The 21,985-nt window shown below is 64.8% G+C and carries 22 protein-coding genes; 17 read left to right on the top strand and 5 right to left on the bottom strand.

The features are described 5' to 3' along the window. The first annotated feature begins 202 nt into the window (after positions 1 to 202). The 6 genes from AC0L24_RS12525 (at position 203) to AC0L24_RS12500 (ending at position 2,963) form a co-directional block, all read left to right on the top strand. Positions 203 to 391 carry a YodC family protein gene (locus tag AC0L24_RS12525; RefSeq protein WP_023811455.1) on the top strand — a complete coding sequence of 63 codons (189 nt, stop codon included), beginning with the start codon at positions 203 to 205 and terminating at the stop codon, positions 389 to 391. 338 nt (positions 392 to 729) lie between these two features. Next, on the top strand, positions 730 to 984 hold the full coding sequence (locus tag AC0L24_RS12520; protein WP_245481809.1) for an EF-hand domain-containing protein: 255 nt from the start codon (positions 730 to 732) through the stop codon (positions 982 to 984). Positions 985 to 1,029: 45 nt separating this feature from the next. Beyond that, on the top strand, positions 1,030 to 1,572 hold the full coding sequence (locus AC0L24_RS12515; protein WP_473563750.1) for an RNA polymerase sigma factor: 543 nt from the start codon (positions 1,030 to 1,032) through the stop codon (positions 1,570 to 1,572). An 86-nt stretch (positions 1,573 to 1,658) separates the two neighbouring features. After that, positions 1,659 to 2,111: a hypothetical protein gene (locus AC0L24_RS12510; protein ID WP_292336125.1), complete on the top strand. Its 453-nt coding sequence runs from the start codon at positions 1,659 to 1,661 to the stop codon at positions 2,109 to 2,111. After that, entirely contained in the window at positions 2,108 to 2,563 is a 456-nt protein-coding gene (locus AC0L24_RS12505) for a periplasmic heavy metal sensor (protein WP_127397732.1), read from the top strand. Before AC0L24_RS12510 ends, AC0L24_RS12505 begins: the two co-directional genes overlap by 4 nt. A gap of 112 nt (positions 2,564 to 2,675) precedes the next feature. Next, positions 2,676 to 2,963, top strand: a complete 288-nt coding sequence (locus AC0L24_RS12500) for a GCG_CRPN prefix-to-repeats domain-containing protein (RefSeq protein WP_127397731.1) — start codon at positions 2,676 to 2,678, stop codon at positions 2,961 to 2,963. 120 nt (positions 2,964 to 3,083) lie between these two features. Here the strand turns inward: AC0L24_RS12500 and AC0L24_RS12495 are convergent, their stop codons facing one another. The 5 genes from AC0L24_RS12495 to AC0L24_RS12475 all read right to left on the bottom strand — a co-directional run bounded on the left by AC0L24_RS12495 (position 3,084) and on the right by AC0L24_RS12475 (position 9,771). Continuing rightward, entirely contained in the window at positions 3,084 to 4,664 is a 1,581-nt protein-coding gene (locus AC0L24_RS12495) for an indolepyruvate oxidoreductase subunit beta family protein (protein WP_473563749.1), read from the bottom strand. Then, the gene (locus AC0L24_RS12490; protein ID WP_127808054.1) at positions 4,657 to 6,810 is read right to left on the bottom strand and encodes a thiamine pyrophosphate-dependent enzyme; all 2,154 of its coding nucleotides are present in this window, start codon (positions 6,808 to 6,810) and stop codon (positions 4,657 to 4,659) included. The genes AC0L24_RS12495 and AC0L24_RS12490 overlap by 8 nt, the downstream gene beginning before the upstream one ends. Positions 6,811 to 6,910: 100 nt before the next feature. Beyond that, positions 6,911 to 7,393, bottom strand: coding sequence for a MarR family winged helix-turn-helix transcriptional regulator (locus tag AC0L24_RS12485; RefSeq protein WP_127808055.1), 483 nt, complete (start codon positions 7,391 to 7,393; stop codon positions 6,911 to 6,913). Continuing rightward, complete coding sequence (locus AC0L24_RS12480; RefSeq protein WP_127808056.1) at positions 7,393 to 8,964, bottom strand: phytoene desaturase family protein; 1,572 nt, start codon at positions 8,962 to 8,964, stop codon at positions 7,393 to 7,395. The genes AC0L24_RS12485 and AC0L24_RS12480 overlap by 1 nt, the downstream gene beginning before the upstream one ends. A gap of 15 nt (positions 8,965 to 8,979) precedes the next feature. Further along, positions 8,980 to 9,771 carry a cyclase family protein gene (locus AC0L24_RS12475; protein ID WP_127808057.1) on the bottom strand — a complete coding sequence of 264 codons (792 nt, stop codon included), beginning with the start codon at positions 9,769 to 9,771 and terminating at the stop codon, positions 8,980 to 8,982. Positions 9,772 to 9,890: 119 nt separating this feature from the next. On the opposite strand from AC0L24_RS12475, the gene AC0L24_RS12470 reads away from it, so the two are divergent. The 11 genes from AC0L24_RS12470 (at position 9,891) to AC0L24_RS12420 (ending at position 21,905) form a co-directional block, all read left to right on the top strand. Then, positions 9,891 to 11,465 (top strand): phytoene desaturase family protein, encoded by a 1,575-nt coding sequence (locus AC0L24_RS12470; RefSeq protein ID WP_127808058.1) that lies wholly within the window; start codon positions 9,891 to 9,893, stop codon positions 11,463 to 11,465. A 111-nt stretch (positions 11,466 to 11,576) separates the two neighbouring features. Then, positions 11,577 to 13,106, top strand: a complete 1,530-nt coding sequence (locus tag AC0L24_RS12465) for an ABC transporter substrate-binding protein (RefSeq protein ID WP_127808059.1) — start codon at positions 11,577 to 11,579, stop codon at positions 13,104 to 13,106. Positions 13,107 to 13,195: 89 nt separating this feature from the next. Continuing rightward, on the top strand, positions 13,196 to 14,203 hold the full coding sequence (locus AC0L24_RS12460) for an ABC transporter permease (RefSeq protein WP_128364289.1): 1,008 nt from the start codon (positions 13,196 to 13,198) through the stop codon (positions 14,201 to 14,203). After that, positions 14,196 to 15,044 carry an ABC transporter permease gene (locus AC0L24_RS12455; RefSeq protein WP_127808061.1) on the top strand — a complete coding sequence of 283 codons (849 nt, stop codon included), beginning with the start codon at positions 14,196 to 14,198 and terminating at the stop codon, positions 15,042 to 15,044. The genes AC0L24_RS12460 and AC0L24_RS12455 overlap by 8 nt, the downstream gene beginning before the upstream one ends. Beyond that, a complete protein-coding gene (locus AC0L24_RS12450) occupies positions 15,041 to 15,919 on the top strand; it encodes an ABC transporter ATP-binding protein (protein ID WP_127808062.1) in 879 nt (292 codons plus the stop codon). The genes AC0L24_RS12455 and AC0L24_RS12450 overlap by 4 nt, the downstream gene beginning before the upstream one ends. Then, positions 15,912 to 16,748, top strand: coding sequence for an ATP-binding cassette domain-containing protein (locus AC0L24_RS12445; protein WP_127808063.1), 837 nt, complete (start codon positions 15,912 to 15,914; stop codon positions 16,746 to 16,748). The genes AC0L24_RS12450 and AC0L24_RS12445 overlap by 8 nt, the downstream gene beginning before the upstream one ends. A 78-nt stretch (positions 16,749 to 16,826) precedes the next feature. After that, positions 16,827 to 17,426, top strand: a complete 600-nt coding sequence (locus tag AC0L24_RS12440) for a VOC family protein (protein ID WP_127808064.1) — start codon at positions 16,827 to 16,829, stop codon at positions 17,424 to 17,426. A 141-nt stretch (positions 17,427 to 17,567) separates the two neighbouring features. Beyond that, positions 17,568 to 19,862 carry a bifunctional salicylyl-CoA 5-hydroxylase/oxidoreductase gene (locus tag AC0L24_RS12435; protein WP_128287529.1) on the top strand — a complete coding sequence of 765 codons (2,295 nt, stop codon included), beginning with the start codon at positions 17,568 to 17,570 and terminating at the stop codon, positions 19,860 to 19,862. Continuing rightward, entirely contained in the window at positions 19,859 to 20,632 is a 774-nt protein-coding gene (locus tag AC0L24_RS12430; RefSeq protein ID WP_127808066.1) for an SDR family NAD(P)-dependent oxidoreductase, read from the top strand. The genes AC0L24_RS12435 and AC0L24_RS12430 overlap by 4 nt, the downstream gene beginning before the upstream one ends. After that, positions 20,626 to 21,096, top strand: a complete 471-nt coding sequence (locus AC0L24_RS12425; RefSeq protein WP_127808067.1) for a MarR family winged helix-turn-helix transcriptional regulator — start codon at positions 20,626 to 20,628, stop codon at positions 21,094 to 21,096. Before AC0L24_RS12430 ends, AC0L24_RS12425 begins: the two co-directional genes overlap by 7 nt. Next, the gene (locus AC0L24_RS12420; RefSeq protein ID WP_127808068.1) at positions 21,093 to 21,905 is read left to right on the top strand and encodes an enoyl-CoA hydratase family protein; all 813 of its coding nucleotides are present in this window, start codon (positions 21,093 to 21,095) and stop codon (positions 21,903 to 21,905) included. The genes AC0L24_RS12425 and AC0L24_RS12420 overlap by 4 nt, the downstream gene beginning before the upstream one ends. Positions 21,906 to 21,985: the final 80 nt, after the last annotated feature.

Below are 21,985 nucleotides of genomic sequence, written 5' to 3'. Positions count from 1 at the left end.
CCGGCGAAACTGCCGACACTACATGATGTTGTCTGATATCGCGATTATGTGCACGCAAGCGGCACCATTCCTCCTCCATTTTTGTCGTCTGTCTGCCCCTTCGCAGCTGGTGCAAAGGATTGCGGCGCCGGCCTGGCAGATCTGCCATTGTCGAGACACCGGTTTGGTGTGAAAATCATGGCCTCAGCATGGGAGGTCAAAAATGCCCAACAATTTCAAGACCGGAGACGTCGTCAGGCTGAAATCCGGAGGTCCCAGGATGACGATCAGCGATGGGGCAGCCTCGGGCATGTATCTGTGCCACTGGTTCAATCGCGAGGGCGAGGTGTGGACCCCGCAACATGCCGGGTTCAAGCCGGAACAACTGATTGCGGCGGACCAGTCGGACTAGAGTTCCTTCCATCCCGATCGAGTCGGGATGGGCACCCTCTTTTGTCCGGGCGTGAACGGATCAGCAGGCGCGACCGACGGATTTTCCGGGTCGCGGCGTTTAACGGTTGAAGCGCGATGGCGGCACAAGCCGTCTGCGTCGCGCCAACCTGGAGAGACGCACAACATGATCAACCGTTCGATTCGTTGCCTTGAGTTTGCAGGCCGTTGCGGCTCTCGCCCAGGCAACGACGCCGCCTGCACCGCCGACCGCCGCGCCACTTGCCGCGCCAGGCGCCTCGGTGGCCAGGTCCGACATCACGCTGGCCAAAATTCCAGAAGCGGCGCGAAAAGGCGATCATGGCGGCCGACACGGATGGCGACGGCAAGATCAGCCTGCTGGAATGGGAGGCCTTTCAGACGAAGCGCAACGTCAAGGGCGACGCCGCCAAATCCTTCGCGCGGATCGATTCCAACCATGACGGCTTCATCGACCGCGCCGAACTCGATGCCTTCTTCGCCAGGCGCTTTGCAAGGCTGGACAAGAATGCCGACGGCATTCTGACGGCCGACGAACTGCCGGGCCATAAAACCGCTCCCAAGCCGGGGCAATGACCAAGAGGCAATGACGCGCGATGAATATCGGGAGTGCGCCGACTGATGGCTGCGGATCCGGACGAGGAGCTGGTTCGCCGTGTTGGGGCCGGCGAGCCCGCAGCCGTGCAAACCCTCGTCGCGCGCAAGCTGCCGCGTATCCTGGCGCTTGCCGTGCGCATGCTCGGCGATGCGGCGGAGGCCGAGGATGTCGCGCAGGAAACCTTCGTGCGGATCTGGCGCCATGCCGCGAGCTGGCGGCGCGGCAATGCGCGCTTCGACAGCTGGACCCACCGGGTGACGCTCAACCTTTGCTACGACCGGCTGCGTCGCAGGCGCGAGTGGGTGACCGGCGACCTGCCGGACGTGGTCGACCCTGCGGCACTTCCCGACGCCCCTCGCCAGGAGGACGCGCTTCGGGTCGAACGGGCGCTGCAAGCCATAGCGCCGCGCCAGCGCGAAGCGATCGTTCTGGTCTACTATCAGGAGATGTCCAATATCGAGGCGGCAGCGACCTTGCAGATCAGCGTCGATGCCCTGGAAAGCCTGCTTGCGCGCGGCCGGCGGTCGCTGCAGGCGATCCTGGCGGGGGATGGCGCCGATGAGTAAGCACCGGGCAAGCACCAACGCACCACGGCCATTGCGCCTTGCTGGTGCCGCCTGGCGCCCGGCGCCGACGGGCAAGGGGGCGACACATGGCTGAAGGATCCAGGAACGAACCCGCAATGGATGCCAGGCGCTTTGCCGTCTTGGCCCAGGCCTATGGCGGCGACTTGCGGCGATGGCCCGAGGCTGAGCGAATGGCCGGCACGGTCTTTGCCGCGAGCGGCGCGGGCAAGGCCATCTTGAGGCAGGCCGGGACACTTGACGCGCTGCTCGACAGCTACCGCGTCGACGCCCCGGACAAGGCACTGCACGGCAGCATTCTGCAGGCTGCCGGCCGGCACCTCGTCCAGCGCAGGCGCCAGTGGTTCTGGTGGCTGGGACTCGGACTTGCCGGCATTGGTGTGGCCGGTGCCGTAGCAGGGCTGGCCCTGGTGACCATCGTCACGCCGGAGGTCCAGCCGGACCATTATGTGCTGGATGCCAATGCGACGGCGTTTGGCGATGCCGGCCCCGCTGCCGAGAACGGTGAGGAAAGCCTATGAGCACGCGCTGGGTCCGTGGTCTGGTTATTGCTTCCGTGGTGCTGAACGTCTTTCTTGCCGGCGCATTCGTCGGCGGTGCGGTCTGGCTGAGAAATGCCAAAACAGGTGTCTCGCTGGAATCGGCCGGCCGACAGCTTCCCGACCAGGATCGCAAGGCGTTCCGCGAGGCGCTGCGCCAGGTTCGCGTGCAGTCCCGTCAGATCATTCTCGATGGCCAGCAGGCGAGGCAGCAGGCAGCGGACCTGCTGCAACAGCCTGTCATAGACAAGGCCGCCGTGTCGGCGGCCCTGGAGCGGGCACGCAACGCCGACGCGACGGTTCGCACCCGGCTCGAGCAGGCCATTGTCGACTTCGCGGCGAACACATCACCCGAAAACCGGAGCGTGCTGGCACAGGCATTGCTGCGCCACATGGAACGCCGCGCTGCCGTGGCGCCGAAAAAATCGCCATGACGACCGACGGAAAAGGCGGGAGACGCCGTTTAACGAAGAGAAGGGACAAGCCTGCCCGATCGCACCGTGCCGGGCGGCCATCTTCAACCTCGAATGCACTCGGAGCCCAATTATGAGTCGCCTGAAAAACTATGCAGCAGCCGCTATCCTGGCGGTCAGTGGAACTGTCGTGACCGCCACCGCGTCCAACGCAATGCCCGTCATGTCTGTAACCCATCCGGCCGCCCCGGCATTGGTCGAGCATGTCCGCTGGGGGTGCGGCATCGGCTGGCACCCGAACCGATGGGGCCGTTGCGTGCCGAACGGCGTCGTCATCGTGCGCCCGCGTTACCACTACTGGCACGCTCCGGTCTATGGCTGGCACCCGCACCATCACTGGCGCCGCTGGCACCATAACTGATCAAAGCACGGCGGGGTCAGGCACCTGGCCCCGCGTCAGCGCCGGCGCACGGGCAATCCTGTCAGCCAGCCCGGAGTTAAGGTTAGCGCCGCTCCAATCCGTGGACGCCCGCTAGATATCTCAGCTGATTGGGTCCGGCCCCAGCGTCGCCACCGTCTTCAGCGCGCCGTCGAGCATGTCGCCCTTCTCATCCTTCAGCGCCATTTCGCGCAGGCGGCGGATCCAGTCGGCGGCGTCGGCGCGGCCCTTGACCAGGTCGAGCGCGGACAGAACGCGGTCGAATTTCGACTGTGCCCGGACATGGGTGTCGCTGTAGCCCTTGATCAGCCGGCGACAATTGAGGATCTCGACGGCCAGTGCGTAATCCTGGGGCACCTGGTCGAGAGCCAGCGCGTACCAGCGATCGAGATGCGCGATCTCAACCTTGTGGCGCAGAAAGCTGCGGCGCCAGCGGCGCAGGCCGCCGATGAACCACAGAGCGGCAAAGCCAGCAAAACTGTCGGTGCGGATGCGGCGGCCATGGTTGATGCGGCGATCGAGAAAGGCGGCCAGCTTCGGGCGGCTTTCGATATAGCTTCCCAGTCCCGCCGGCAGCGTGCCGCAGAACTCCTCGATGCGCGGGTGGAAATATTCGGTCACCTGCAGGATCGAGCCGTCCTTGACGCCGACCTCGCGGCGCACACGTTTGCCGCGCGTCGAGCGCGTCTTGAGATCGGCGACGCGGATCATGTCGTCGTAGCACAGCGCGTTGGCCAGATGCTTGGCGGCGGCGATGGACAAGCCATAGCCCTGAAGCGGCCCGTCCAGCGCGACGGCCTTGTCCAACCGGTCGAGATACTCGCACCCATAGGCGATGTCCTGATAGTCGACGACCTTTCTCAAGCCCCGAAGTGCCATGTCGCGCACGGCTACCGGCAACAGGTCGATGCGGGCAGCCAAGGCCTGCCAGCCCTGCAGCAGGTTTTGCGGGCCACTCACCTGTCCTGTGCCCAAGGCAGATTCGACCATCGCGGGCTCGGCCGGCTTCGGCGCCGGCGCTGCCGTGCCGCGCGCGCGGTCAAACGCAGCGCCGAAGGCAGCGAGGCTGGCCTTGACGCCCCGGCCGCCGGCACCGATCGCCTGTTCGTAGCTCTCGCGGGTGAAGGGCAGCGCATCGGACCCCGCCAGCGCGCCAAGCAGGCTGGCCGAGATCATCGAGCCATTGTCGGCTGCGATCTTCTCCATGTCGAAAGCGATGAAGCGCTTCGATGCGGCTTCCGCCGTCGCATGCACCTTGGAGGACGAAGCCCGGCCATCGCCCGGTTCGATCTTTTCCGACACGGCGGCGATGCGGTGCGACGAGGCAATCAGCGTGGTCCGGTCGGGCGTGACGAAGCCGCGAATGATGGCACGGCCGGCTTCCATCAATTCGGCGGCGATCAGGATGTCGACGTCGCCCTGCGACGGCGACAGCGCGAAGACCGGCAGCCGGCCGGTGTCGCGGGCCATCTCGACATAATAGATGGTGGCGCCGGTACGCTGGGCGACGCCGGCGACCGAGGTCGATTGCCCAACATAGCCGTTGCGCTCGGCGACAGCGGTGATCCAGTCGGCGAGCACGCCACCGCCCTGGCCGCCGACCGCCAGCACGGCGAGCTTGATGACACGCTCGCTATCCTGAGCGCCGGCGCGGGCGCGAAGTGGGGGGACGGCGTCAAGCATCGGCGAAGGTCAGGCGCCGGCTTTCGCGGCGGCGTTGCAACAGGCTGATGGTGGCCCGGCGCGCGGCTTCCAGGAAGCGATCCCAGCGGCTCGGATTGTGCACGACATCGGCGCGGTAGAAGGATGGGCAGAGCACCGCCGCATCGGCGACGTCGCCACAATTGCCGCAGCCAACGCAGCTCTGGTCGATATGAGCGACCGGATCGTCGCGCAGCGGATCGTCTGTTGACTTGACCGACAGCGAGGGACAGCCGGACAGCCGCATGCAGGCATGGTCGCCCGTGCAGATGTCCTCATCGACGCCGAATTTCGGTTTCACCACACGCTCGCCGCCCTTGATCGCCTTGTCGACCAGCGGCTTTTCGCGGCGCTGCCGGTTGAGCATGCATTCGGACGAAGCGACGATGACCTTCGGCCCTTTCTCCTCCGTCGTCAGTGCTTCGCGCAGCGTGTCCTGCACCTTGGTCACGTCATAGGTGCGGTCGACATGGCGCAGCCATTTGACGCCCATGCCTTTGACCGCCTCGGTGATCGGGTGCTTCGTCGACTTGGTCTTGTTGCCGGCGCGCGATGACAGGATGTCCTGCCCACCCGTGGCCGCCGAATAAAAATTGTCGACGATGACGATGACGCCGTCGTTCTTGTTGAACACCGCATTGCCGATCGAGGAGGTCAGGCCATTGTGCCAGAAACCGCCATCGCCGACGAAGGAGATCGAACGGCGCTTGGCATCGGGCGAGTTGAAGGCTGAGGCAGAGGCCGGACCCAGGCCATAGCCCATGGTGGTGGCACCGAGCTCGAAGGGCGGCATGATCGAGAACAGATGGCAGCCTATGTCGGAGGCTATGTGGTGCTTGCCGAGCTCCTGCTCGACCAGCTTGGTCGCGGCAAAGATCGGCCGTTCCGGGCAGCCGATGCAGAAGCCCGGCGGACGGCCCGGCACGACATTGATCAGATCGGCTGCGTCGACGCCGTCACCGACCTTGTTGGGCGCGCGCACTTCGCCGGGCAGCAGATGCGGCGCCTCGGCGCGCAGGAAGGCGCCGATGCCGTCAAGCATGACCTGGCCGGTATATTCGCCGGCCATCGGCAGGTACTCCTTGCCGACCAGCCTGGTGCCGCGACCGGCCTTGTGCAGCATCGAAGCAAAGGCCTGTTCGATGTAGTTGGGCTGGCCTTCCTCGACGACCAGCACCGCCTGCTTGCCCTCGCAGAACGACAGGAACTCGTCATCGATCAGCGGATAGACGGCGTTGAGCACATAGAGCGGCACGTCGGTGTCGCCATAAATGTCGGCAAGGCCGAGCCGCTGCAGCGCGCGGATGACCGAATTGTACATGCCGCCCTGCAGGACGATGCCGACCGAACCATGATCCGAGCCGAAGAACTCGTTGATCTTGTTCTTGGCGATGAAGTCCACCGCCGCCGGCCAGCGCTTCTGCACCTTCTCCTTCTCATGCAGGAAGGACGCTGGCGGCAGCACGATGCGGCCGGTGTCGCGGCGCGGCGCGTCGAGCGCATCGGCGACGGTCATCGGCGGCCGCTTGTTGTCCTTGGCGATGAAATGGCCATGCACGTGGCAGCAGCGGATGCGCACCTGCAGCATGACCGGCGTGTTGGAAATCTCGGACAGTTCGAAACCATCCTCCACCGCCTTGACGATCGACGGCAGATTGGGTCGCGGGTCGAGCAGCCAGACCTGGCTTTTCATGGCGAAGGCATGGCTGCGCTCCTGCATGATCGAGGAGCCTTCGCCATAGTCCTCGCCGACAATGATCAGCGCGCCGCCGGTGACGCCGCCGGAGGCGAGGTTGGCCAGCGCATCGGAGGCGACATTGGTGCCGACCGTCGATTTGAAGGTGGCGGCGCCGCGGATGGGATAATGCACTGACGCCGCCAGCATGGCGGTGGCGGTGGCTTCCGAAGCGCTGGCTTCGAAATGCACGCCGAGTTCGCCCAGAATGTCCTGCGCGTCGGCCAGCACGTCCATCAGGTGACTGATCGGAGCGCCCTGATAGCCGCCGACATAGCCGACGCCGCATTGCAGCAGCGCCTTGGTGATGGCGAGGATGCCTTCGCCGGCAAATTCCTCGCCGGCGCCGAGCCGAAGCTTTTCGACTTCCCTGGCAAAAGAGCGTTCGGCCATTTTTCAATCCTTCCGTTGCCGCCCTGCGCTGGCGGCGCGTAGGTCTATCTGCTTGAGCATGACCTCTTCCGAAAACCGGGATCCACTTTTCGGGGTCATGTTAGATGTCGTGCTTGCGAATGTTCTTCAGCATCTTCAAAAGCGTGGCGATGAGTGCGGAATATTCGGCGTCGTTGATATCGTCGAACATCGCCTCGAAGGCGTCATGCATGGCCGGCCAGGCGCGCGCGAACTCGGCGCGGCCCTCGTCGGTCAGGAACACATGGCGGATGCGGCTGTCGGTGACACCCTGTTCGCGCCGTACCAGGCCCTGGCCCTCCAGTGAGTCGAGCGTCCGGCTCAAGGTCGATTGCTCGATGACCGTATAGACCGAGAGGTCGTTGACGGTGATGCCGTCGGTGACCGACAGCACGGCCAGCGTGCGGACCTGCGGAATGGTCAGGCCTTGCTTGCGGAAATCGTCGCGCAAAGTGGCGTTGTAGCGGCCCATGATGCGGTTCATCAGATAGGGCGCGAATTGCTGCAGGCCGATCTGCCCCAGGGTCGAAATGCGCTGGCGCTTCTCAGTGACCTTCTCTTCCATTACAGCCTCCCCGCCAGGAGAAAGCCGGAACCGCCGCCAAGGCCCGCGCCCGGGTGGGTCGAGGCGCCGATATGGTAGAGGCCCTTGATGCCGGTCTGATGGTTGCGGCTGGTCTTGAACGGCCGCCAAAGGAAGGACTGGTCGATGGTCGAGGAACCGCCATAGGGATCGCCGCCGATCAGATTGATGTTCATCGCCTCGAGATCGGCCGGCGAATAGGCGCGCCGCGCAATGACGCTGTCCTTGAAGCCCTCGATATGGCTGGCGAGGATCGCTTCAGCGCGATCGGCATAGGCTTCGCGCAGCACATCGGTCCATTGCCCGTCCGCTGGTGCCTGCAGCTTGCCGGCGGCGTCGCCCTTGATGTGGCGAGGCGCCTCGGGCAGTTGCAGCCAGAGGACCGCCTTGCCTTCCGGGCAGCGCGACGGGTCGAGCGCATGCGGCTGGCCGACACAGATGGTCGGCACCTCCGGCAGCATACCGCGCGCCGCCTCGTTGCAGGCTTTGGAGACGCCATCCAGCCCAGGCGTCAGATGCAGCAGTGCCACCTTGTCCAGGCCTTCGCCCCGCCATGCTGGCGATTTGTCCAGGGCGTAGTGGATCTGGAAATTGCCTTTGCCGTAGCGGTATTTCCGCGTCGCCTCGACATCGGCTTTGGGAGCATCCGCGCCAAGCAGCCTGCCATAGAGCTGCGTCGGCGTGACCGAGCAGATGACGCCCTTATTGGCCGTGATTGTCTCACCCGAGGCCAGCAGCACGCCGGTTGCCCGGCCATTGCTTTGAACGATCGAAGCGACGTCGGCGCCGGTGCGGATGTCGCCGCCGCGTTCCCGGATCAAAGCCTCGAAGGCCGCCAGCAGGTTTTTTGCCCCGCCCTTGACGATCGGCGCGCCCGCCGCCTCAAGCGCGAAGGCGATAACCCTGGCGATCTGGCCGGAGAACGCATCTTCAGGGCCTAATCCAGCATGCAGTACCCAGGGCGCCCACAGCGCACGGATGGTTTCAGACTGGTAGGTGCTTTCGAGCCAGCCGCGCGCCGGCACGAGCGCTTCGCCGAGAAAGGCGGCAAGGCCACGCGGGCCCCGCCGCCAGCCATCACCGGCAAGCAGCTTCGCTGTCGGGTAAGACCACAGGCTGCCGCCGAGCAGGCCGAAAAGCAGGCCGGCATTGCGCTCGATGCCGCCGACATCATCCGCGTGCCGGTCACCCTCGCCTGCCGCGATCGCATTAAGGGCGACGACGTTGGCGGCACGGTCGGTGGCGAGCACGGCATGGCTGCCGTCCGGCCGCAGCACGCCGGTCGGCGTGCCCGTGTGGCAGAACTCCAGCCCGTGGCGCGCGAGGTCGGCGCCCAGTGCCGCAAAGGCCGGCGAGGTGATGAACAGCACGAAGGTCGTCGCCATCACATCATGGATGAAGCCGGGCGCGGTGATCTCCTCGGTGCGCAGGCAGCCGCCGATGCGGTCGTTGCGCTCCAGGACGAGCACACGCGCCCCTTTGCCGCCGAGCATCGCCGCGCAGACCAGCGCGTTGATACCGCTGCCGACGATGATGTGATCCGGCTGGGTCACGGCAAACGCTTTCGCTTAGCCCTTCGAAACCAGCGCCAGCGCGCGGATCGGGCTGCCGGTGCCATGTTCGATCTTGAGCGGCGCCGCGATCAGGATGGCGCCCTTCGGCGGCAGCTGGTCGAGGTTGCAGAGGCTGGCAAGACCGTAGCGGTTGGCCTTGTGCATCAGCGTGTGCGCCGGGAATGGCGGCTCCATGCCGCCGGCCTTGCCGGCATCCGTGCCGATCGTCTCCGAGCCCCAGCCCTTGATGTCCTTGCCGATCAGGAACTGGATGGCTTCGGCCGTCGGCCCCGGCGTGTGCGGGCCGGTCTCGTTGGCGTTGAGGAACTCGGCTTCCGAGCCGTTGCGCTTGTACCAGTCGGTGCGCATCACCACCCATTCGCCGGCATTGATCGCGCCATGCTCGGCTTCCCAAGCCTTGATGTGGTCGACGGTGAGCAGGAAATCGTGGTCGGCGGCGGCTTCCTTCGAACAGTCGATGACATTGACCGGGCCGACGAAATTCTGCGCCGGAATGGTGTCGGTGGCGCCGTCCGGATAGTCCTTGCCGGAGATCCAGTGCTGCGGCGCATCGAAATGCGTACCCGAATGCTCGCCGAGCTTCAGCCAGTTCCAGGCCCACCACGGACCGTTCTTGTCGTAACGGGAGATATTGTGGATCTCGACCTTCGGCGTGTCGACGGCGAGTTCCGGCGGCAGCTTGATCAACGGCGTATCCGGCCCGAGCGTCGCCGACAGGTCGACCACCTTGATGGCGCCTGAAAGAAGCTGGCTGGCGACTTCGCCGAGGAGTTTTTGCGTGTCCATGGTTTGAAGTTCCCTCTTTCGTGTGATGATCAAGGCTCGTCTCGGCCCTTAATATCCTACTAGACGAAAACATATGCATCTGCAATTATCTTTAAGCATAAAGGAAATGGGGACGAGGCGTGAGCGAGTTCGACGCCATCTTTGTCGGGGCGGGCCACAACAGTCTGGCATGCGCCGCGCATTTGGCGCTCAAAGGCTGGAAAACCGGGATTTTCGAGCGCCGCGCAACAATCGGCGGCGCCGTCCAGACGCGCGAATTCACCCTCCCCGGCTTCCGCCACGATTTCGGCGCGATGAATCTCAGCCTCTTCGCCGGCTCGGCCTTCCACCGGAAATATGCAAATGAATTGAAAGCGCAGGGGCTGGAGTTCGCCCCGGTCGTCGACTGTTTCGCCAGCGCATTCCCCGACGGACGCTGGTTCGGCGTCAGCAACGATCTGGAAAAGACCGCCGCGCGCATCGCCGCCTTCTCCGCCGCCGACGCCCAGACATGGCGCAGGCTGGTCGCCGCCTTCCCGGCGGAGGCCGAACACCTGTTCCGGCTGCTGGGATCGCCGATGAGCGCCCGTGCGCTGGCCGGCACGGCGTGGAACCTGTGGCGCAAGAAAGGCATGTCTGGGGCGGTCGACACCTGCCGGCTGCTGTTGTCCTCGCCCCGCGCCTGGCTGGAGGAGAATTTCGAGTCGCCGCATATCAGGGCAACGCTCGCCACCTGGGGCATGCATCTCGACTTCGCGCCCGACATCGCCGGCGGTGCTGTGTTCCCTTATCTGGAATCGATGGCCAACCAGAGTTTCGGCATGGTGCTGGGCAAGGGCGGCGCCGACACCATCATCCGTGCCCTCTCGGGCATGGTGACCTCCGCCGGCGGCAGGATCGTCACCGGGGCCGAGGTAGCGGAAATCACGGTTTCAGCCGGCAAGGCGACCGGCGTGCGGCTCGCTTCGGGTGAAACGCATAGCGCCACCAAGGCGGTCATTGCCGGCGTCGCGCCCAAGGCGCTGACCGGCAAGCTGCTGGCGAACGGTTCGGGCGATGCCGGCTTCGATACGGCGATGCAAAAATTCCGCCACGCGCCGGGGACGATGATGATCCACCTAGCGCTCGACGATCTGCCCGACTGGCGTGCCGGAGCGGAGCTTCGGCAGTTCGCCTATGTGCATCTGTCGCCGTCGCTCGACGCCATGTCCCGCACCTATCAGCAGGCGATGGCGGGCATGCTGCCGGACGAGCCGGTGCTGGTCGTAGGCCAGCCGACGGCGATCGACCCGTCGCGGGCGCCTCAGGGAAAGCATGTGCTGTGGGTGCAGGTGCGCATGCTGCCCGCCGAAATCCTGGGCGATGCCGCCGGCAAGATCGCGCCGGACCATTGGGACAAGGTGAAGGAAGCCTACGCCGAGCGTGTCCTCGATATCATCGAGACCTATGCGCCCGGCCTGCGCAACAAGATCCTCGGCCGCGCCGTGTTTTCGCCCATCGATCTCGAGCGCGAGAACCCCAACCTCGTCGGCGGCGACCAGGTCTGCGGCAGCCATCATCTGGCGCAGAATTTCCTGTTCCGCCCGGCGCGCGGCTATGCCGGATGGAACACGCCGGTGGCCAATCTGCACCTCACCGGGGCCGCGACATGGCCGGGCGCCGGCACCGGTGCGGCGTCGGGCTTCATGCTCGCACAACAGCTTGGCGGGAGGTAGGAGCCGAGGATTTCCTTGAGGCTGCAAGGGGCAAGGCGCTGCTGCCCAAGAAGCCTGAACCAATGAACTAAGACGCCGCGCGCAGAAACAAAACCAACAAGGGGAACGACCATGACAATCAACAGACGTGAATTGCTGGGATACAGCGCCGCGGCACTCGGGGTGGCCGCCGTCGGCCTGCCGTCGATCGCTAGGGCGGCTGCCGGCGAACTGACCATCGCCTACAACGTCAACCTGCCATCCTGGGATCCAACCACCGGCCCCTCGGCCGTCAACCCGACCATCCAGGGGCTGTACCAGTCGGTGTTCGACCAGTTCATCCCACAGAAGCCCGACCTTTCCTTCGCGCCGGGCCTGCTCACCGAATGGGGCTGGAACGACGACCGCACCAAGATCATGATGACGGTGCGCGAGGGCGTGACCTGGCATGACGGCTCGCCGTTCACGGCCGAGGACGTCGTCTGGTCGCTGCAGCGGGCAGGCGACGAAAAGACCGGCAACCCGATCCAGTTCGTCTGGAAGAACGTCAACAACTTCAAGATCGACGGCAACAAGATCACCGGCGACGTCGTGCAGTTCGACCCAGTCTATTTCAAATGGATGTCGTTCCTGACCGGCTACATCATGCCGAAGGCCTACTACGAGAAGGTCGGCGCCGAAGGTTTCGAGAAGGCGCCGATCGGCACCGGCCCCTATATGGTCGAAAAATTCGAGCGCAACGCCTTCCTGCGGCTCAAGGCAAACCCGAACTACTGGGGCGGCAAGCCGGCCTTCGAGAATGTGACGATCAAGTTCGTCGCCGACGCGGCAAGCCGCGTCGCCGAGATCGAATCCGGCTCCTCGCAGGTGACGCTCGAAATTCCCTATGAGGAGTATGACCGGCTGATCGCCAAGGACGGGCTTGCCGGCTCGTGCAAGAACGTTTCCGACATCGGCATGATCTTCTTCAACGATATCGAGGCGATGCTGGACAAGAACGTCCGTCAGGCCGCCGTGATGGCCGTCGACAAGAAGCTGCTGGTCGATCGCCTGCTGCGCGGCTACGGGCAGCCGATCGATACGCTGGAAACGCCGGAATACGCATCCTACGACGCGTCGATCAAGGTCGAGCACAATCCGGAAAAGGCCAAGGAATTGCTCGCCGCTTCCGGCTACTCGCCGGAAAAGCCGGTCAAGTTCACCATCCAGACGACCAAGGGCTTCAAGCCCAAGGACTATGAGATGATCCAGGCGATCGTCGGCATGTGGCGCAAGGTCGGCATCGAGGCGACGATCGAGGTCTACGAGATCGCCAAGCACTACGAACTGCGCGCCGCCGACAAGCTGGCGCCGGCCGCCTTCTACAATTGGGGCAATGCCATCGGCGATCCGACCACCTCGACCGGCTTTGCCATGTACGGCCCGAGCCCGCATTCGGTGTGGGACAGCCAGGATCTGATCGACATGATCAACCCGCTGTGGGGCGAAAAGGACGAGGCCAAGCGCATCGCCGGCTGGAAGGGTGTCGACAAATACATCGCCGAGCAGGCCTATGTGCTGCCGCTGATGCAGTATGCGCAGCCGATCGTGCATGCCAAGGGCGTCAATGTGGTGCAGCATGTGTCCGGCGCGCTGCTGCCGGCCCTGATGACCCCGGCCTGACATCGGCCTGGAATTGCCGCGCGCCGTCCATAGCGACGGCGCGCATTTCTATCCGGCATACGAGCCAACGAGCTCCTGCAAAGATTTACATGCTCCTGCAACGATTCCTGATCCGCCTTCTGACGATGCTGATCACGCTGTTCGGCGTGGCCGTCGTCGTCTTTGTCGTGATCCGCGTCGCGCCCGGCGATCCGATCGCCATGATGCTGCCGCCCGGCGCGACGGATGCCGACATTGCCCGGCTGCGCGCGCTCTACGGCCTCGACAAGACCATCGTCCAGCAATTCTTCATCTGGCTGTCGGGCGTGGCCCGGGGCGATTTCGGCACTTCGATTTCGCTGCGGCAGGATGTGCTGGGCCTCGTCTTCAACCGGCTGCCGGCGACGCTGGAACTCGCCATCGTCGCACTTGTGATGGCGGTGGCGATCGGCGGCACGACGGCGATCATCGGCGCGCGCGAACGCGGCACGGCGGTCGAGACCGGCATCGACATCGCCAGCGGCGCGGCGCTTTCGATTCCCGATTTCCTGTGGGGCCTGGTGCTGATCCTGCTGTTCGGCGTGCTGGTGCCGATCTTCGACATTTCCGGGCGGGTGTCGCCGCAACTGGACCTGCCCTTCGTGACCCAGTTCTATCTGTTCGAGAGCCTGTTGCGCCTGCGCCTCGACCTCACCTGGGATCTGCTGAAGCACATGCTGATGCCGGCCGTGGCGCTGGCGCTGCCGCTGGCAGCAATCATCTCGCAGCTGCTGAAACAGTCGCTGAAGGAAGTGCTCGACCTCGACTATGTCGTGCTGGCGCGGGTCAAGGGGTTTTCGGAAACGCAGGTCATCCTGCGCGAGGCGCTGAAGAATGCCGCGCTGCCGACGCTGACGCTGGTCGGCGTGCAGTTCACCTTCCTGATCGGCGGCACCGTCATCGTCGAACGGCTGTTCTCCTATGAGGGTCTCGGCAATATGGCGATCGACGCGGTCATCAACCGCGACCTGCCTTTGATTCAAGGCATCGTGCTGGTCTTCGCGCTGCTGTTCGTGCTGATCAACCTCAGCGTCGACATGATGTATGCGCTGCTCAATCCGAGGCTGCGCCATGGATGAGGGCCGTGCTCGAAGGCGAGGTGTGTCGCCACGCCTGTGGCTGGCCGGCGGCTGGCTGCTGCTGGCGCTGTTGGCCGCGATCTTCGGTCCGCTTGTCGCGCCCCAGGATCCGCTGGCACAGGATCTGATGCTGGAACGACTGCCGCCATTCTGGATGAATGGAGCCGAACCCGGCTATTGGCTCGGCACCGACAGCCTCGGCCGCGATCTGTTGTCGAGGCTGATCTTCGGCGGCCGCATCGCCTTCATCGTCGCATTCGCCGCAGCCATCGCCGCCTGCGTGGTCGGTTCGACGCTAGGCCTGATCGCAGGCTATTTCGGCGGTTGGGCCGACCGCATCATCTCGCGCATCGTCGATGTCTGGATGGCGTTTCCGCCGGTGCTGTTTGCCATATTGCTGGTGGCGGTGCTCGGCACGGGCTTGAGTTCCGTCATCCTGGCCATCGCCATCATCGACTGGACGCGTTTCTGCCGGGTGATCCGTGCCGAGACGATGGGTCAGTCGCGCATGGACTATGTCGAGAATGCCCGCATTGCCGGCTACGGCCGCATCGGCATCATGCTGCGCGAAGTGCTGCCCAATGTGGTGCCGTCGATCGTCGCGCTGCTGTCGCTGGAAATGGGCATCGCCGTCATCGTCGAGGCGATCCTGTCCTTCGTCAATCTGTCGATCTCGACCGACGATCCGACCTGGGGCGGCATCATCGCCGAGGGCCGGCTGTCGATCCATCAGGCCTGGTGGGTGCTGGTGTTTCCGCTGATCACGCTGATCCTGACCGTGCTGTCGTTCAGCCAGTTCGGCGAGGCGCTGAAGACGCGTTTCGATCCGGTGCTGCGATGAGCGCCTGCCTCGACATCAGGGATCTGAGTGCGGTGCTGCCCAACGGCCAGCGCGTGCTGCGCTCGGTGTCGCTCTCCGTTCAGCCCGGCGAAGTGCGCGCGCTGGTCGGCGAGAGCGGCGCTGGCAAGACGATGATCGGCAAGGCGGTGCTCGGTGTGCTGCCGTCGAGCGTGCGCATTGTCGAAGGCGACATGCTGCTCGAGGGTGAAGACCTCGGCAAATTGCAACCCAAGGCACGACGCACGCTGATCGGGGCGCGCACGGCGCTGATCCCGCAGGACCCGCTGACCGCGCTCAACCCGTCGCGGCGCATCGGCTCGCAGATGACCGACCGGCTGGTGCGCATCCTCGGCTGGAGTGGCGAGAAGGCCGATACCCGCATCCGGCAATTGCTGGACGAGGTGCAAATCCGCGATCCCGACCGCGTGCTGAAGAGCTATCCGCACGAACTTTCCGGCGGCATGCGCCAGCGCGTGCTGATCGCTGCGGCCTTCGCCGCGGAGCCAAGGCTGATCGTCGCCGACGAGCCGACCACGGCGCTCGACGTCACCGTGCAGAAGCAGATCCTGCGGCTGATCGTGCAATTGCAGCGCGAGCATGGCACGGCGATCCTGTTCGTCACCCATGATCTCGGCGTCGTCGCCAAGATCAGCCAGAGAGTCTCGGTGCTTTATGCCGGCAAGGTGGTGGAGGAGGCCGACACGGCTGCCCTCTTCGCAGCACCGCAGCACCCCTACACGCGAGCGCTGATGGCGGCGACGCCACGCTACACCGATCCTTTCGCCTCGCTGAAGCCGGTGGACGAGGCGGTGCTGGCCGGGCTTGCTTCGGAGATCGCTGCCGCCGACCAAGCCTGGAGGCGGCCGTATGGTTGAACCGTTGTTCTCCGTGCGCGGGCTGAAGGTCGCGCTGCCCGACATGACGCGCAAGCCACTGATCGGCCGCGCGCCATTGGTCGAAATCCTGAAGGGCCTGGATTTCGACCTGCCCAGGGGCTCGGTGACCGGCATCGTCGGCGAATCCGGTTCCGGCAAGTCGACGCTCGGCCGCGCTTTGGTGCGCCTGCTGGAACCCAGCGCAGGCAGCATCACTTTCGACGGCCGCGACATCACGCATCTGCCGGAAGCGGAGCTCAGGCCTCTGCGCCGCAATCTGCAGATGATTTTTCAAGATCCGATGTCGTCGCTCAACCCGCGCCGCACCATTGCCAGCATCATCGCCGCACCGCTCAAGCAGAATGGCCTCGGCGACAATCTCAAGGCGCGCGTGGCTGAGGCGCTGCAGCGTGTCGGCCTGCCGCAAAGTTTCGCCAGCCGCTACCGCCACGAACTGTCGGGCGGCCAGCGCCAGCGCGTCGGCATTGCGCGCGCGCTGGCGCTGTCGCCGAAATTCGTGCTGGCCGACGAGATCGTCTCCGGCCTCGACGTGTCGACGCAGGCGCAGATCCTCACCCTGCTGGAGAAGCTGGCGGCGGAGATGGGCCTGACCGTCGCTTTCATCAGCCACGATCTGTCGGTCATTCGGCGGCTGTGCCGGCAAGTGATCGTCATGCGCGAGGGCGTGATCGTCGAGGCGAGCACCACCGACGTCTTGTTCGACAATCCACGGCAGGCCTACACGCGCGACCTGATCGCAGCCATTCCGCTGCCCGAGATCGATGCTGGCTGGCTGGACATCCCCGCCGCCGCCAAGGCGCCGACATGAATGCATACGCACGCCGAAGAGCGGGCCTCGGGCGTGCGACCACAAAGACCCAAGTCCCGCCAAATGGAGAGGACTGACATGAAGACCACTATCGCAATTGCAACGCTGGCCGCCGCGATGCTCGGCAGCGCCGGCATGGCCTCGGCGGATTCGATCCCGGGCATGCGCGGCCACGACCACACCGGCATCACCGTTCCCGACATGAAGCAAGCGGTCGACTTCTTCACCGAAGTGGTCGGCTGCAAGAAGGCGATGTCGTTCGGTCCGTTCGCCGACGACAAGGGCACCTTCATGCAGGATCTCCTGGGCGTCGACCCGAAGGCGGTGATCGAAGAGGTCACCATGGTGCGCTGCGGCTATGGATCGAACATAGAGCTGTTCAAATACACAGCACCGGACCAGAAGGACCTGACGCCGAAGAACAGCGACATTGGCGGCTTCCACATCGCCTTCTATGTCGACGACGTCGCTGCCGCCAAAGCCTATCTCGAAGGCAAGGGCGTCAAGACGCGGATGGGGCCGCTGCCGGTCAAGGAAGGGCCGGCCGCCGGCCAGACCATCCTCTATTTCCAGGCGCCGTGGGGACTGCAACTGGAAGCGATCAGCTATCCCGATGGCATGGCCTATGAGAAGGACGCCGAGACGGTGCTGTGGAGCCCGAAGAACCCGGAAAAGTGATCCGGCAGCGCGCTTGCGCGATGACACGCAGGCGCGCTTTCGCCATGTCAGGATAATCGTTTTGATATAAAACTTTAAGCTTGAAATATCTTGTTGCCGGCGCGATACTGAACTCCAGCAAGCGAAGAGGAGATCGCAGACATGAAGGTTGCGGTTCTCGGCGGCGGACCAGCCGGCCTCTACTTTGCCATTTCGATGAAGCTGAGGGACGCCGCGCACGATGTGACGGTGTTCGAGCGCAACCGCGCCGACGACACGTTCGGCTGGGGCGTCGTGCTGTCGGCCGAGACGCTCGACAATCTGTCGAAAAACGACCCGGTCAGCGCTGTCTGGATCAAGAAGCACTTTGCCTACTGGGACGACATCGCCGTCATCCATGACGGCGTGCGCACGGTCTCGTCAGGTCACGGTTTCTGCGGCATCGGCCGCAAGCGGCTGCTGGTCCTGCTGCAGCGCCGGGCGCGCGAACTCGGCGTTAAGCTGATGTTCGAGACGGACATCGCCGATCCCAAGCCCTACATGGAGACGCATGATCTGGTTGTCGCGGCCGACGGCCTGAACTCCAGGGCGCGCAACAGTTTCGTCGACATCTTCAAGCCCGACATCGACACCCGCAAATGCAAGTTCGTCTGGCTCGGCACCAACCAGAAGTTCGACGACGCCTTCACCTTTATCTTCGAGAAGACCGAGCATGGCTGGGTGTGGGCGCACGCCTACCAGTTCGACAGCGACACCGCGACCTTCATCGTCGAGTGCAGCGAACAAACCTGGGCTGCCTTCGGCTTCGGCGCGATGTCGCAGCAGGAATCGATCGCCCTTTGTGAGCGGATCTTCGAAAAACATCTCGGCGGCCACGCGCTGATGACCAATGCCAACCACATCCGAGGTTCGGCCTGGATCAATTTCCCGCGCGTGCTGTGCGAGCGCTGGTCCTACAAGAATCTGGCGCTGATGGGCGATGCGGCGGCCTCAGCCCATTTCTCGATCGGCTCCGGCACCAAGCTGGCACTGGAAAGTGCCGTGGCGCTGGCCGAATATGTCGAAACCGAGCCGGACCTGGATGCCGCCTTCCGTAAATATGAGGATGCCCGCCGCACCGAGGTGCTGAAGCTGCAATCGGCGGCGCGCAATTCGCTGGAATGGTTCGAGGAGGTCGAGCGCTATCTCGGCCTCGATCCGGTGCAGTTCAACTATTCGCTATTGACCCGCTCGCAGCGCATCAGCCACGAGAATCTGCGACTGCGCGATGCCGAATGGCTTGAAAGCGCGGAGGAATGGTTCCAGCGCCAGGCGGGCGCCGGCGGCAACAGCCTGCGCCGCGCGCCGATGTTCGCGCCGTTCAAGCTTCGCGACATGAGGCTGCAGAACCGCGTCGTCGTTTCGCCGATGGCGCAGTACAAGGCCGTCGACGGCTGTCCGACCGACTGGCATTTCACCCATTATGCCGAGCGGGCCAAGGGCGGCGCCGGCCTCATCTATATCGAGATGACCTGCGTCAGCCCGGAAGGGCGGATCACGCCCGGTTGTCCGGGGTTCTATGCGCCCGAGCATGAGGTGGCATGGAAGCGGCTGGTCGATTTCGTCCACACCGAGACCGAGGCGAAGATCTGCGCCCAGATCGGCCATTCCGGCGCCAAGGGCTCGACCCGGCTCGGCTGGGAAGGCACCGACATGCCGTTGACCTCGGGCAACTGGCCTGTGATGGCGGCCTCGGCTGTCGCGTGGTCGCCGCAGAATCAGGTGCCGAAGGCGATGGATCGCGCCGACATGGACCGTGTGCGCGACGAATTCGTCGCATCCACCGAGATGGCCGCTCGTTGCGGCTTCGACATGCTCGAGATCCACGCCGCACACGGCTATCTTTTGTCGTCCTTCATCACGCCGGTCACCAACCGGCGCACGGATGAATATGGCGGTTCGCTAGATAATCGCATGCGCTATCCCCTCGAAATCTTCCGCGCGGTGCGCGCCGCCTGGCCGGCGGAGAAGCCGATCTCGATGCGCATTTCGGCCAATGACTGGGTCGGCATCGAGGGCGTCACACCGGCCGACGCGGTCGAGATCGCACGGCTGCTGCACGAGGCCGGCGTCGACATCTGCGACGTCTCGGCAGGCCAGACCTCGGCACTGGCCAAGCCTGTCTATGGCCGCATGTTCCAGACGCCGTTTTCCGACCGCATCCGCAACGAAGTCGGCATGGCGACGATGGCGGTCGGCAACATCTACGAGCCGGACCATGTCAATTCGATCCTGATGGCCGGCCGCGCCGATCTGGTGGCGCTGGCACGGCCGCATCTCACCGATCCCTACTGGACACTGCATGCCGCCGTGACGCTCGGCGACCGTGGTGTCAAATGGCCAGATCCCTATCTGCCCGGGCGCGACCAGCTCTACCGTCTGGCCGAGCGCGACGCCGCAGCGGGGCTGAAAGTATGAGTACCGCCGCGACGATACCCGGCAAGCATGCGCTGGTCACCGGCGGTGGCTCCGGCGTCGGGCGGGCCATCGCGCTGGCGCTGGCTGCTGCCGGCATCGATGTCACCATCTGCGGCCGCCGGGAAGCCGAGCTCACTGAGGTGGCCGGGGAGAACGGCCGCATCTTCGGCATTGCCGCCGATGTCACCGACGAAGTGGCAATGGCGGCGCTCTACGAGACGGCGCAAGCCGCGCGCGGACCCTTCGACATCGTCGTCGCCAATGCCGGCATGGCCGGCAGCGCCCCGGCGCACAAAACCGCGCTCAGCGACTGGCAGCGAACGCTCGACGTCAATCTGACCGGCGCCTTCCTGACGGTGAAGCCGGCGCTGGCCGGCATGGCCGTGCGGAAAACAGGACGAATTGTTTTCATCGCCTCGACCGCCGGCCTGAAAGGCTACGCCTACGTCGCGTCTTACGTCGCCGCCAAGCATGGCGTCGTTGGCCTGATGCGGGCGCTTGCCGCCGAAACGGCGAAATCGGGCGTCACCGTCAACGCGGTGTGCCCAGGCTTTGTGGAAACCGAAATGCTGGAAGAGTCCATCCAGCGCATCATCGAGAAGACCGGCCGCTCGGTCGAGCAAGCGCGGTCAAGCCTCGCCTCGACCAACCCGCAAGGCCGCTTCATCCAGCCGGATGAGGTCGCCGCCGCCGTGCTGTGGCTGTGCGGCGACGCCGCCCAGTCGATAACGGGACAGGCGATTTCCATCTCAGGAGGCGAAACATGGTAGCCGGCCCCCTGCCCGCGCCGTCGGGACCCGGCAAAGACCGCTTGCGGCTGTGGATCAGGCTGCTGCGAGCCTCCCGCACGATCGAGGCCGAGCTGCGCGAGCGGCTGAAGAAGGAGTTCAACACGACGCTGCCGCGCTTCGACGTGATGGCAGCACTCTATAGGATGCCGGAAGGCATGCTGATGAGCGACCTGTCGCGCTTCCTGCTGGTCTCCAACGGCAATGTCACGGGCATCGTCGACCGGCTGGTTTCGGAAGGACTTGTCGCCCGCGCAAGGCGCAATGGCGACCGCCGCACGTCGATGGTGCGGCTGACCGAGGAAGGCGCGCAGGCATTTGCCGCCATCGCTGCGGCGCATGAAGGCTGGATCGGCGAATTGCTGGGCAAGGTCAGCGAGGACGACGCGCGCCGGCTGACCGGCATGCTGACCTCGTTCCGCAGCAACTGGGAGGGACGCGAATGACCGCAATGGCCGGGCGCAAGCCGAAGCATTTCCTGTGGGAGGTCGAGGGCAGGATCGCCAAGGTCCGGCTCGACCGGCCGGAGCGCAAGAACCCGCTGACCTTCGACAGCTATGCCGAGCTGCGCGACACGTTCCGCGACCTCGTCTATGCCGACGATGTCGACGCCGTGGTGTTCCTCTCCAATGGCGGCAATTTCTGCTCCGGCGGCGATGTCCACGACATTATCGGCCCGCTGGTCAAGATGGACATGAAGGAGCTCTTGGCCTTCACCCGCATGACCGGCGATTTCGTCAAGGCGATGCTGAATTGCGGCAAGCCGATCATTGCTGCGGTCGACGGTGTCGCGGTCGGCGCCGGCGCCATCATTGCGATGAGCTCCGATATCCGCATCGCCACGCCGGAAGCCAAGACCGCATTCCTGTTCACCCGCGTCGGCCTCGCCGGCTGCGACATGGGCGCCTGCGCGATCCTGCCGCGCATCATCGGCCAGGGCCGCGCCGCCGAACTGCTCTACACCGGCCGCACCATGACGGCGGCGGAAGGCGAACGCTGGGGTTTCTACAACCGGCTGGTCGATGCCGCCTCGCTGGAGCACGACGCGCTCGATATGGCGGCGCGCATCGTCTCCGGCCCGACCTTTGCGCACGGCATCACCAAGACGCAGCTCAACCAGGAATGGTCGATGGGTCTCGACCAGGCGATCGAGGCGGAAGCGCAGGCGCAAGCGATCTGCATGCAGACCCGCGACTTCGAGCGCGCCTACAAGGCGTTCGTGGCCAAGGAAAAGCCGGTGTTCGAGGGCGATTGAGGATGATGCATTCCGTGGAGACGTCGGCGGGACAGCGCCCCCCTCTGTCCTACCGGCGCCGCAGAGCGCAGGGCCTGGAG

The organism is Mesorhizobium sp. WSM4809 (genome assembly GCF_055811655.1).
This window is presented reverse-complemented; position numbering and strand designations above follow the sequence as displayed.

What these genes read in the sequence shown, in the direction of transcription:
- AC0L24_RS12525 (WP_023811455.1), top strand. Translation starts at nt 203, where the DNA reads ATGCCCAACAATTTCAAGACCGGAGACGTCGTCAGGCTGAAATCCGGA.
- AC0L24_RS12520 (WP_245481809.1), top strand. Translation starts at nt 730, where the DNA reads ATGGCGGCCGACACGGATGGCGACGGCAAGATCAGCCTGCTGGAATGG.
- AC0L24_RS12515 (WP_473563750.1), top strand. Translation starts at nt 1,030, where the DNA reads ATGGCTGCGGATCCGGACGAGGAGCTGGTTCGCCGTGTTGGGGCCGGC.
- AC0L24_RS12510 (WP_292336125.1), top strand. Translation starts at nt 1,659, where the DNA reads ATGGCTGAAGGATCCAGGAACGAACCCGCAATGGATGCCAGGCGCTTT.
- AC0L24_RS12505 (WP_127397732.1), top strand. Translation starts at nt 2,108, where the DNA reads ATGAGCACGCGCTGGGTCCGTGGTCTGGTTATTGCTTCCGTGGTGCTG.
- AC0L24_RS12500 (WP_127397731.1), top strand. Translation starts at nt 2,676, where the DNA reads ATGAGTCGCCTGAAAAACTATGCAGCAGCCGCTATCCTGGCGGTCAGT.
- AC0L24_RS12495 (WP_473563749.1), bottom strand. Translation starts at nt 4,664, where the DNA reads ATGCTTGACGCCGTCCCCCCACTTCGCGCCCGCGCCGGCGCTCAGGAT.
- AC0L24_RS12490 (WP_127808054.1), bottom strand. Translation starts at nt 6,810, where the DNA reads ATGGCCGAACGCTCTTTTGCCAGGGAAGTCGAAAAGCTTCGGCTCGGC.
- AC0L24_RS12485 (WP_127808055.1), bottom strand. Translation starts at nt 7,393, where the DNA reads ATGGAAGAGAAGGTCACTGAGAAGCGCCAGCGCATTTCGACCCTGGGG.
- AC0L24_RS12475 (WP_127808057.1), bottom strand. Translation starts at nt 9,771, where the DNA reads ATGGACACGCAAAAACTCCTCGGCGAAGTCGCCAGCCAGCTTCTTTCA.
- AC0L24_RS12465 (WP_127808059.1), top strand. Translation starts at nt 11,577, where the DNA reads ATGACAATCAACAGACGTGAATTGCTGGGATACAGCGCCGCGGCACTC.
- AC0L24_RS12460 (WP_128364289.1), top strand. Translation starts at nt 13,196, where the DNA reads ATGCTCCTGCAACGATTCCTGATCCGCCTTCTGACGATGCTGATCACG.
- AC0L24_RS12455 (WP_127808061.1), top strand. Translation starts at nt 14,196, where the DNA reads ATGGATGAGGGCCGTGCTCGAAGGCGAGGTGTGTCGCCACGCCTGTGG.
- AC0L24_RS12450 (WP_127808062.1), top strand. Translation starts at nt 15,041, where the DNA reads ATGAGCGCCTGCCTCGACATCAGGGATCTGAGTGCGGTGCTGCCCAAC.
- AC0L24_RS12445 (WP_127808063.1), top strand. Translation starts at nt 15,912, where the DNA reads ATGGTTGAACCGTTGTTCTCCGTGCGCGGGCTGAAGGTCGCGCTGCCC.
- AC0L24_RS12440 (WP_127808064.1), top strand. Translation starts at nt 16,827, where the DNA reads ATGAAGACCACTATCGCAATTGCAACGCTGGCCGCCGCGATGCTCGGC.
- AC0L24_RS12435 (WP_128287529.1), top strand. Translation starts at nt 17,568, where the DNA reads ATGAAGGTTGCGGTTCTCGGCGGCGGACCAGCCGGCCTCTACTTTGCC.
- AC0L24_RS12430 (WP_127808066.1), top strand. Translation starts at nt 19,859, where the DNA reads ATGAGTACCGCCGCGACGATACCCGGCAAGCATGCGCTGGTCACCGGC.
- AC0L24_RS12425 (WP_127808067.1), top strand. Translation starts at nt 20,626, where the DNA reads ATGGTAGCCGGCCCCCTGCCCGCGCCGTCGGGACCCGGCAAAGACCGC.
- AC0L24_RS12420 (WP_127808068.1), top strand. Translation starts at nt 21,093, where the DNA reads ATGACCGCAATGGCCGGGCGCAAGCCGAAGCATTTCCTGTGGGAGGTC.